This is a genomic window from Sphingorhabdus sp. (assembly GCF_029865925.1).
GTDB lineage: Bacteria > Pseudomonadota > Alphaproteobacteria > Sphingomonadales > Sphingomonadaceae > Sphingorhabdus_B.
The window spans coordinates 1-9,364 of sequence record NZ_JARXAI010000011.1; the positions used below are offsets into that span (position 1 = coordinate 1).

Genomic DNA, 9,364 nt, shown 5'->3' on the forward strand with positions numbered 1-9,364 from the left:
CGACGCACTTCACGCACACGTGCCGGCTTTTCCATCTGGCCAGTGGCCGATTGGAACCGTAAGTTAAACGCTTCGCGCTTCAAATCGCCGAGCTGAACAGCAAGCTGATCGTCGCTCTGGACGCGGAGATCTTCGGTTTTGCTCATCTTATGATGCTCCCAGATGCGAGGTGTCGCCGAGACGCGCCACGACCTTGGTCTTGATTGGCAGTTTCATGGCTGCGCGCTGGAATGCGACAGCCGCAATTGGACCAGGAACACCATCGAGTTCAAACATGATGCGGCCAGGCTTAACCTTAGCTGCCCAATATTCGACCGAACCCTTGCCCTTACCCTGACGGACTTCGGCAGGCTTCTTCGTGACGGGCACGTCTGGGAAGATCCGGATCCACAAACGTCCCTGACGTTTGATGTGACGTGTAATCGCGCGGCGGGCCGCTTCGATCTGACGTGCGGTAATCCGTTCTGGTTCAAGCGCCTTCAGGCCATATGAACCGAAGTTCAAGTCAGACCCGCCCTTGGCTTCGCCCTTAATGCGTCCCTTGAACTGCTTACGGAACTTTGTTTTCTTTGGTTGCAACATGTCTAGTTCCTAACCTTTAGCGACGGTCAGACTGCGGACGGACGCCGGAAGTCTGCGCTTCCATCATCAGCCGGTCAGTTGCCATTGGGTCATGACCCAAGATTTCGCCTTTGAAGATCCAGCATTTGATGCCGATGATGCCATAAGCGGTTAGTGCTTCGGCTTCAGCATAATCAATGTTGGCACGAAGGGTATGTGCAGGCACGCGTCCTTCGCGGTAAGATTCAACGCGCGCAATTTCTGCGCCGCCCAACCGACCACCGCAGGTAATCTTGATACCTTCTGCACCCAGACGCATCGCTGATTGCATCGCGCGCTTCATCGCACGACGGAAAGCGATACGACGGATAAGCTGATCAGCAATACCCTGAGCTACGAGCTTCGCGTCGACTTCCGGCTTGCGGATTTCAACGATGTTCAACGACACTTCGGCGGTTGTGAACTTGTTGATCAGCTTTTTGAGCTTCTCAATGTCCGCACCCTTCTTACCGATGATCACGCCAGGACGCGCTGCATAGATTGAAACGCGGCAGTTCTTGGCTGGACGCTCGATAACAACCTTGGAAATCGCCGCTTGTGGCAGCGTATCAAAGATGAACTTGCGGATCTTGATATCTTCCAGGAGCATGCGGCCATATTCCGCACCTTCGGCGTACCAACGACTATCCCAAGTCCGGTTGATTTGCAGGCGAAGCCCGATTGGATTTGATTTCTGACCCATGACTTATGCCTCTTCTTGCTGTTCGCGTACAACGATACGCAGACGGCTGAATGGTTTAATGATCTGGCTCGACTTGCCGCGGCCACGTGCCATGAAACGCTTCATGGTCAGCGCCTTGCCAACGCTCGCCTCGGCAACGACAAGGCTGTCGACGTCGAGATTGTGGTTGTTTTCGGCATTGGCGATGGCAGAGGCCAGAACCTTGCGCACATCGTCTGCCATTCCCTTGGTAGAGAATTTCAGGATGTTGAGCGCGTCTTCAGCTTTCTTGCCACGGATCAGCGCGGCAACGAGGCCAAGCTTCTGAGCCGAACCACGAATGGTTGTGCCCACTGCCAGTGCTTCATTGTCGGCGACGCGACGGGGTGCGGATGCCTTACCCATTAGCGTTTGCCCTTCTTATCTGCGCCATGGCCATGATAGGTACGCGTAGGCGCGAACTCACCAAGCTTATGGCCGACCATGTCCTCATTCACCGAAACGGGAATGAACTTGTGGCCGTTATAGACGCTGAACGTCAGGCCAACGAACTGAGGCAGGATTGTCGAACGGCGCGACCAAGTCTTGATCGGTGCAGCCTTCGATGCTTCCTGAGCGGTTTCTGCTTTTTTCAGCAGATAGAGGTCAACAAACGGACCTTTCCAGACGGAACGAGACATGAGTTACCTCTTCTTCTTAGCATGCCGCGAACGGATAATCATCCGGTCGGTCGACTTGTTGCTGCGGGTACGAGCACCCTTTGTTGGCTTACCCCAAGGTGTAACCGGATGACGGCCACCTGATGTACGACCTTCACCACCACCATGCGGGTGATCGACAGGGTTCTTAGCAACACCACGCGTAAGCGGGCGAATGCCGCGCCAGCGATTACGGCCTGCCTTGGCAAGTGTCGTGTTCGAGTTGTCAGGGTTCGAAACCGCGCCAACTGTCCCCATGCAGGTCCCGAGAATGTAACGCTGCTCGCCTGAGTTCAGGCGCACGATAACGCGGCCACCGTCACGACCAACCAGCTGCACATAGGTGCCTGCTGAACGTGCAATCTGACCGCCCTTGCCGGGCTTCATTTCGATGTTGTGGCAGATGGTACCGACCGGCATTTGGCTCAGCAACATTGCGTTGCCAGGCTTCACGTCAGTCTTTTCACCGGCAACAATGGAATCGCCAACGGCGAGACGCTGCGGCGCAATGATGTAAGCCAGTTCGCCGTCTTCGTACTTTACAAGCGCGATGAAAGCCGAACGGTTAGGGTCATATTCCAGACGCTCTACCGTTGCAGGCATATCCCATTTACGACGCTTAAAGTCGATCAAACGATATTTCTGCTTGTGACCACCGCCGATACCGCGCGACGTCACATGGCCCTTATTGTTACGGCCGCCGGTCTTGCTCTTGCCTTCGGTCAGACCTTTAACAGGACCGCCTTTGTACAAGCTTGACCGGTCAACCAGCACAAGGCCGCGACGGGCGGGGCTAGTTGGTTTGTAGCTTTTGAGTGCCATTATCCTGCCCTTAAATACCGGTGGTCACGTCGATGCTCTGGCCTTCGGCCAAAGTGACGATCGCTTTTTTGACATCCGAGCGCTTGTAGGGCTTGCCCTTCCAACGCTTGGTCTTGCCCTTTTGCACAAGGGTGTTCACGTTCGTGACCTTCACGTCGAACAAGGCTTCAACAGCTGCCTTGATCTGCGGCTTGGTCGAGCTACCCGTGACCTTGAACACAACAGCATTATGTTCCGACAACAGGGTCGCTTTTTCAGTGATGTGCGGGGCAACGATGACGTCGTAGTGACGCACGTCGATTGCTTTATCCTTAGCCATTAGTTGGCACCTCCCGTGAGGGCGAAGCGTGCTTCAAGCTTCTCAACCGCAGCGCGGGTCAAAACCAAAGTGTCGTGCTTCAGGATGTCATAAACATTCGCGCCAACTGCTGGCATCACATTGATGCCGACCAGGTTAGCCGAAGCCAGACGGAAATTGTTGCTGACGACATCGCCATCGATAACCAGTGTCGACTTGCCGAAACCGAGCTTGTCAACCTGACCCATGAGAGCTGCAGTCTTGGCAGCAGCCAGATCAAGATTTTCAAGAACGATCAACGAACCCGATTTGGCTTTGCTCGAAAGCGCCATCTTCAGACCCAATGAACGGATCTTCTTGTTAAGCGATGGGTTAAAGTCACGCAGACGGGCACCATGGGCCTTACCACCACCGATAAAGATCGGAGCAGCACGGTCACCGTGACGGGCAGTACCGCCACCCTTCTGGTTGCCGAATTTCTTACCTGTGCGGGCCACGTCCGAACGCTCACGGGTAGGACGAGCCGTACCGCGGGCCTTCTCACGCTGCCAGGTAACAACACGGTGCAGAATGTCGGCGCGTGGCTCAATGCCAAATACGTCGTCATTCAGATCGATGTCGCCCTTTGCCTTGGCGTCGAGGGTTTGAACCTTGAGCTTCATGGTTTAGCCCTCCTTCGTTTCTTCGCCGGCATCTGCAGCAGACGCTTCGACAGCAACGGCTTCAACAGCGGGCGCAGCATCTGCGGCAGGCGCTTCAGCTTCAACAGCGTGGGTGTCTGCAACTTCAACTTCGGTGTTGATGATGACGTCCTCGACCACTGGGGCCTCATTGTCGTTCTTCAACGCGCCAGGAAATGGAGCAGCTTCAGGGGTTGGAACCTTGACGGCATCGCGAACAAGCAACCAGCCATTCTTCGCACCAGGAACCGAGCCCTTCACAAAGATAAGACCGCGCGCAACATCAGTGCGGACGATTTCAAGATTTTGCTGAGTACGCTGACGGTCACCCATGTGGCCGGCCATCTTCTTGTTCTTAAAAACCTTGCCTGGATCCTGGCGTTGACCAGTCGAACCATGGGCACGGTGGGTGATGGAAACACCATGCGATGCGCGCATACCACCGAAGCCCCAACGCTTCATGGCGCCAGCAAAGCCTTTACCCTGTGTGTGGCCAGTAATGTCGACCAATTGGCCGTCAATGAAATGGTCAGCAGAAACAGTTGCGCCGACTGGCAACAAGCCATCGGCATTATCAACGCGGAATTCAGCGACGCGTGCCTTTGGCTCAACTTGTGCCTTGGCGAATTCACCACGTTGCGGCTTGTTTACATTTTTCGCTTTACGGGCTCCTGCACCAAGGCGGACGGCAAAATAACCATCACGTTCCTCGTTGCGAGCTCCGACCACTTGGCAGCCTTCCAGCGCCAATACGGTGACAGGAACGTGACGGCCGTCTTCATTGAAGAGGCGCATCATACCCATCTTTTTCGCGATCACGCCAGTGCGCATGATCCATACTCCAACTTATGTCAGAGGCCCGGCTGGCACGATTACCAGGAGGGCGTGACGCCTAAATCCAGCCCTGAATTTTTAAGCATTGCCCCGTCCGGGCTAGGCACCAGCGGCTCACCTTAATGAGCAATCTGGTAAGACGGGGAACGCAGCCCGGATAAATCCGGCGGTATTCCTATTGTCTCACTTCGCTTTCGCGAAGATATCGGCTTACGCCAATTTGATTTCGACATTAACACCAGCAGCAAGATCGAGCTTCATGAGCGCGTCTACGGTCTGCGGCGTAGGCTGAACGATGTCGAGCAACCTTTTATATGTCCGAACTTCGAACTGCTCGCGCGACTTCTTGTCGACGTGCGGTCCGCGGTTCACTGTGAACTTTTCGATACGGGTAGGAAGCGGAATTGGTCCTCGGATGAGCGCGCCAGTGCGGCGTGCTGTGTCGGCAATATCGCCAGTTGCCTGATCGAGGACGCGATGGTCGAATGCTTTCAGGCGGATGCGAATATTTTGCGTTTCCATGGTTTTACCAATTTCCAAATTCTATCAATATCAAAGAGCCGAAAAACAGCCATTCCGACTTACGCTTTCGAAGACGGAACCGCTGTTTTGAATTTCTTAAAACCGCCCCGCCCGAATCAACAGAAACGGGCGGGTTGCGCGGCCTATATTACTTCGTGATGGTGCTGACAACCCCAGAACCGACAGTCCGTCCGCCTTCGCGAATTGCGAAGCGAAGACCTGGGTCCATTGCGATTGGTGCAATCAACTTAACAGCGATAGTCACGTTGTCGCCTGGCATAACCATTTCAGTGCCCTCAGGAAGGATCACTTCGCCGGTTACGTCAGTCGTACGGAAGTAGAACTGTGGACGATAGTTTGCGAAGAATGGTGTGTGACGACCGCCTTCGTCCTTAGAAAGAACGTAGATTTCTGCCGAGAACTCAGTGTGCGGCGTAACCGAACCTGGCTTGCAGAGAACCTGGCCACGCTCAACTTCTTCACGGCCTACGCCACGAACGAGCGCACCGATATTGTCGCCTGCGCGACCTTCGTCGAGCAGCTTGCGGAACATTTCAACGCCAGTAACGGTCGTTTTCTTGGTATCCTTAATTCCGACGATTTCAACTTCTTCGCCAACCTTGACGATTCCGGTTTCAACGCGTCCGGTTACAACCGTACCACGACCCGAGATTGAGAACACGTCTTCGACTGGCATCAGGAATGGCTTATCAATTGGACGCTCTGGCTGAGGAATAGCTGCATCAACGGCGGCCATCAATGCAAGGACCGATTCCTTACCGATGTTGTCGTCACGGCCTTCAAGCGCAGCAAGCGCCGAACCACGAACGATTGGAATATCGTCACCTGGGAAATCATACTTCGACAGAAGCTCGCGGATTTCCATTTCGACCAGTTCGAGAATTTCTTCGTCGTCAACCTGGTCAACCTTGTTCATGTAAACAACGAGTGCAGGAACGCCAACCTGACGTGCAAGCAGGATGTGCTCGCGAGTCTGTGGCATCGGGCCATCAGCGGCGTTCACAACGAGGATAGCGCCGTCCATCTGCGCCGCACCGGTGATCATGTTCTTAACATAGTCAGCGTGGCCTGGGCAGTCGACGTGGGCGTAGTGGCGGGCAGCCGTTTCATATTCGACGTGTGCGGTCGAAATCGTGATGCCGCGCTCGCGCTCTTCTGGCGCCTTATCGATGTTTGCGAAATCAACGGCGGTACCGCCATGGGCTTCGGCCATCACCTTCGTGATTGCTGCGGTCAGCGTGGTCTTACCATGGTCAACGTGACCGATTGTACCAATGTTGCAATGCGGTTTCGTCCGCTCAAATTTAGCTTTTGCCATTTTCTCAAACCTTCTTTCGATTAGGTAATATTTTGATCAGGTGGGACGACGCCGTCTGAATCAGGCGCCGCCATTAGTCGGCTTTTGCCTATCAGGCAAGCTTCTCCTTGATTTCGGCTGCAACGTTCGATGGCACTTCATCATAATGATTAAAGAACATCGAGTAGTTCGCACGTCCTTGCGTGAACGAGCGGAGCTGATTCACATAGCCGAACATGTTGGCCAAAGGCACCATAGACTCAACAACCTGCGCATTACCGCGGCTGTCAGTGCCCTGGATTTGACCACGACGTGAGTTCATATCGCCGATGACATCGCCCAGATATTCTTCAGGGGACACAACTTCGACCTTCATGATTGGCTCAAGCAACTTAATGCCTGCCTTTTGCGCAGCTTCACGCATTCCGGCGCGGCCAGCGATTTCGAACGCCAGAGCCGACGAATCGACATCATGGTACGCGCCGTCATACAGCGTGATTTCAAAGTCGATGATCGGGAAGCCGATTAACGAACCGGACAGGGCCGTTTCGCGCATGCCCTTTTCAACCGAGGGGATATATTCCTTTGGAATGTTACCGCCCTTGACTTCATCCTTGAAGACAACGCCCGTGCCACGCTCGCCCGGCTTTACCGTGAACTTGATACGGCCGAACTGACCTGAACCACCCGACTGCTTTTTGTGGGTGTAATCAACGTCAACTTCGCGTGCGAGATATTCGCGATATGCAACCTGCGGCGCACCGACATTGGCTTCAACCTTGAATTCGCGGCGCATACGATCGACGATGATGTCGAGGTGAAGCTCGCCCATGCCCTTAATGATCGTTTGGCCCGATTCATGATCGGTCGATACGCGGAACGAAGGATCTTCAGCTGACAGACGATTGAGCGCAATGCCCATCTTTTCTTGGTCAGCCTTGGTCTTTGGTTCCACCGACAGTTCGATAACTGGCTCAGGGAATTCCATGCGCTCAAGAATGATCGGGAAACGTTCGGCGCACAATGTGTCACCGGTGGTCGTTTCCTTCATGCCGGCAAGCGCGATGATGTCGCCTGCAAATGCTTCGTCAACGTCCTTACGTTCGTTGGCGTGCATTTCGAGCATACGCCCGACCTTTTCCTTCTTGTCCTTCACCGAGTTCAGATAGGTGCCCTTAAGCAAGCTACCCGAATAGATGCGGATGAAAGTGAGCGAGCCAACGAAGGGATCGTTCATGACCTTGAACGCGAGTGCCGAGAACGGCGCATCGTCCGCAGGTGGGCGGCTGTCTGGCTCGAGCGTATCCATGTGAACGCCTTGGACGTCTTCAATATCAAGCGGCGAAGGCAGATAATCAACAACGGCGTCGAGCAATGGCTGAACGCCCTTGTTCTTAAACGCCGAACCGCAGCAGACAGGAACAAACGACTGATTCAGCGTACCCTTGCGAATTAGCGCCTTCAGCGTTGCAACGTCCGGCTCATTACCTTCAAGATATGCTTCCATGGCGACGTCGTCTTGCTCAACGGCAAGTTCGATCAGTTCGCTGCGATATTTCGCCGCTTCCGCAGCCAAATCAGCAGGGATATCTTCGTAGAAGAAGTCCGCACCAAGCGATTCATCTTTCCAGATGATTGCGCGGTTGTGCACAAGGTCCACCAGACCCTTCAGATCGGCTTCAAGGCCAATTGGGATATACAAAACTGCTGGTTTCGCACCCAGACGATCGATGATCGATTGCACGCAATATTTGAAGTTTGCGCCAGTGCGGTCAAGCTTGTTGATGAAGCACATGCGCGGAACGCCATACTTATCGGCCTGACGCCATACGGTTTCGGATTGGGGCTCAACACCAGCAACGCCGTCGAAGCACGCAACCGCACCATCAAGAACGCGCAGCGAACGTTCAACTTCAATCGTGAAATCAACGTGGCCTGGTGTATCAATGATATTGATACGGTGGTCGTTCCAGAAGCAGGTGGTAGCAGCCGACGTAATCGTGATGCCACGCTCTTGCTCTTGTTCCATCCAGTCCATTGTGGCTGCGCCATCATGGACTTCGCCGATTTTATAAGACTTGCCGGTGTAGAAAAGAATGCGCTCGGTGGTCGTGGTTTTACCGGCGTCGATATGCGCCATGATACCGATGTTGCGATACATACTCAGTGGATGGCTGCGTGCCATATTCATTACTCCGAAGTGTGAGCCACCGAAGTGGCTCGGAAAGGATTACCAGCGATAGTGAGCGAACGCACGGTTGGCTTCCGCCATACGGTGTGTATCTTCACGTTTTTTGACAGCGTTACCGCGGTTCGATGCGGCATCCATCAGCTCACCCGACAAACGGGCGGCCATTGTGGTTTCGCTGCGGTTACGGGCAGCGCCGATCAGCCAACGAATCGCAAGTGCCTGCGCGCGCTCTGGACGCACTTCGCAAGGAACTTGGTACGTCGCACCGCCAACGCGGCGGCTGCGGACTTCGATACCTGGCTTTACGTTATCCAGCGCTTCATGGAAGGTCTGGATTGGATCTTTCTTGGCGCGGGCTTCAACGGTTTCCAAGGCACCATAAACGATACGCTCTGCTGCTGACTTTTTACCGTCAAGCATCAGGTTGTTCATGAACTTTGAAAGCACGATATCACCGAATTTGGGATCGGGAAGAATGATGCGCTTTTCGGGACGACGACGACGTGACATATTTTATTTCCTTTATCTCATGGGACCAGTGGCAGCGCAGTTGCGCGCCAATCGGCCAGCCAATGGTAACGTTCGAATTACTTCGGACGCTTTGCACCATATTTGGAACGCGATTGCTTGCGGTCCTTGACGCCCTGCGTATCGAGTACGCCGCGAAGCACGTGGTAACGCACACCGGGAAGGTCGCGTACGCGGCCGCCACGGATAAG

The 9,364-nt window shown here is 54.3% G+C and carries 13 protein-coding genes and 1 pseudogene; all 14 read right to left on the reverse strand.

Annotated elements, in window-relative coordinates:
• Window positions 1-146: 50S ribosomal protein L29 (rpmC, locus tag QE270_RS00950; RefSeq protein ID WP_300033956.1), on the reverse strand; the 146-nt coding region annotated here is incomplete at its 3' end.
• 1 nt (window position 147) lies between these two features.
• Entirely contained in the window at window positions 148-582 is a 435-nt protein-coding gene (gene rplP, locus QE270_RS00955; protein WP_158902175.1) for a 50S ribosomal protein L16, read from the reverse strand.
• Between the two features lie 16 nt (window positions 583-598).
• On the reverse strand, window positions 599-1,303 hold the full coding sequence (gene rpsC / locus QE270_RS00960; protein ID WP_300033943.1) for a 30S ribosomal protein S3: 705 nt from the start codon (window positions 1,301-1,303) through the stop codon (window positions 599-601).
• Between the two features lie 3 nt (window positions 1,304-1,306).
• Complete coding sequence (rplV, locus tag QE270_RS00965) at window positions 1,307-1,687, reverse strand: 50S ribosomal protein L22 (protein ID WP_300033945.1); 381 nt, start codon at window positions 1,685-1,687, stop codon at window positions 1,307-1,309.
• Complete coding sequence (gene rpsS / locus QE270_RS00970) at window positions 1,687-1,962, reverse strand: 30S ribosomal protein S19 (protein WP_295442689.1); 276 nt, start codon at window positions 1,960-1,962, stop codon at window positions 1,687-1,689. Before rpsS ends, rplV begins: the two co-directional genes overlap by 1 nt.
• 3 nt (window positions 1,963-1,965) lie before the next feature.
• The gene (gene rplB, locus QE270_RS00975; RefSeq protein ID WP_296198170.1) at window positions 1,966-2,802 is read right to left on the reverse strand and encodes a 50S ribosomal protein L2; all 837 of its coding nucleotides are present in this window, start codon (window positions 2,800-2,802) and stop codon (window positions 1,966-1,968) included.
• 10 nt (window positions 2,803-2,812) lie between these two features.
• On the reverse strand, window positions 2,813-3,121 hold the full coding sequence (locus QE270_RS00980) for a 50S ribosomal protein L23 (RefSeq protein WP_296198173.1): 309 nt from the start codon (window positions 3,119-3,121) through the stop codon (window positions 2,813-2,815).
• Window positions 3,121-3,762, reverse strand: a complete 642-nt coding sequence (gene rplD / locus QE270_RS00985) for a 50S ribosomal protein L4 (RefSeq protein WP_300033948.1) — start codon at window positions 3,760-3,762, stop codon at window positions 3,121-3,123. The genes QE270_RS00980 and rplD overlap by 1 nt, the downstream gene beginning before the upstream one ends.
• A gap of 3 nt (window positions 3,763-3,765) precedes the next feature.
• Complete coding sequence (gene rplC / locus QE270_RS00990) at window positions 3,766-4,611, reverse strand: 50S ribosomal protein L3 (RefSeq protein WP_300033950.1); 846 nt, start codon at window positions 4,609-4,611, stop codon at window positions 3,766-3,768.
• 213 nt (window positions 4,612-4,824) lie between these two features.
• On the reverse strand, window positions 4,825-5,136 hold the full coding sequence (rpsJ, locus tag QE270_RS00995; RefSeq protein WP_022672862.1) for a 30S ribosomal protein S10: 312 nt from the start codon (window positions 5,134-5,136) through the stop codon (window positions 4,825-4,827).
• Between the two features lie 148 nt (window positions 5,137-5,284).
• On the reverse strand, window positions 5,285-6,475 hold the full coding sequence (gene tuf, locus QE270_RS01000) for an elongation factor Tu (protein ID WP_296198181.1): 1,191 nt from the start codon (window positions 6,473-6,475) through the stop codon (window positions 5,285-5,287).
• A gap of 91 nt (window positions 6,476-6,566) precedes the next feature.
• Complete coding sequence (gene fusA, locus QE270_RS01005; protein ID WP_300033953.1) at window positions 6,567-8,639, reverse strand: elongation factor G; 2,073 nt, start codon at window positions 8,637-8,639, stop codon at window positions 6,567-6,569.
• Window positions 8,640-8,684: 45 nt separating this feature from the next.
• Window positions 8,685-9,155: a 30S ribosomal protein S7 gene (gene rpsG / locus QE270_RS01010; RefSeq protein WP_125229576.1), complete on the reverse strand. Its 471-nt coding sequence runs from the start codon at window positions 9,153-9,155 to the stop codon at window positions 8,685-8,687.
• A 77-nt stretch (window positions 9,156-9,232) separates the two neighbouring features.
• Window positions 9,233-9,364, reverse strand: a pseudogene (rpsL, locus tag QE270_RS01015) (30S ribosomal protein S12); the annotation flags it as partial.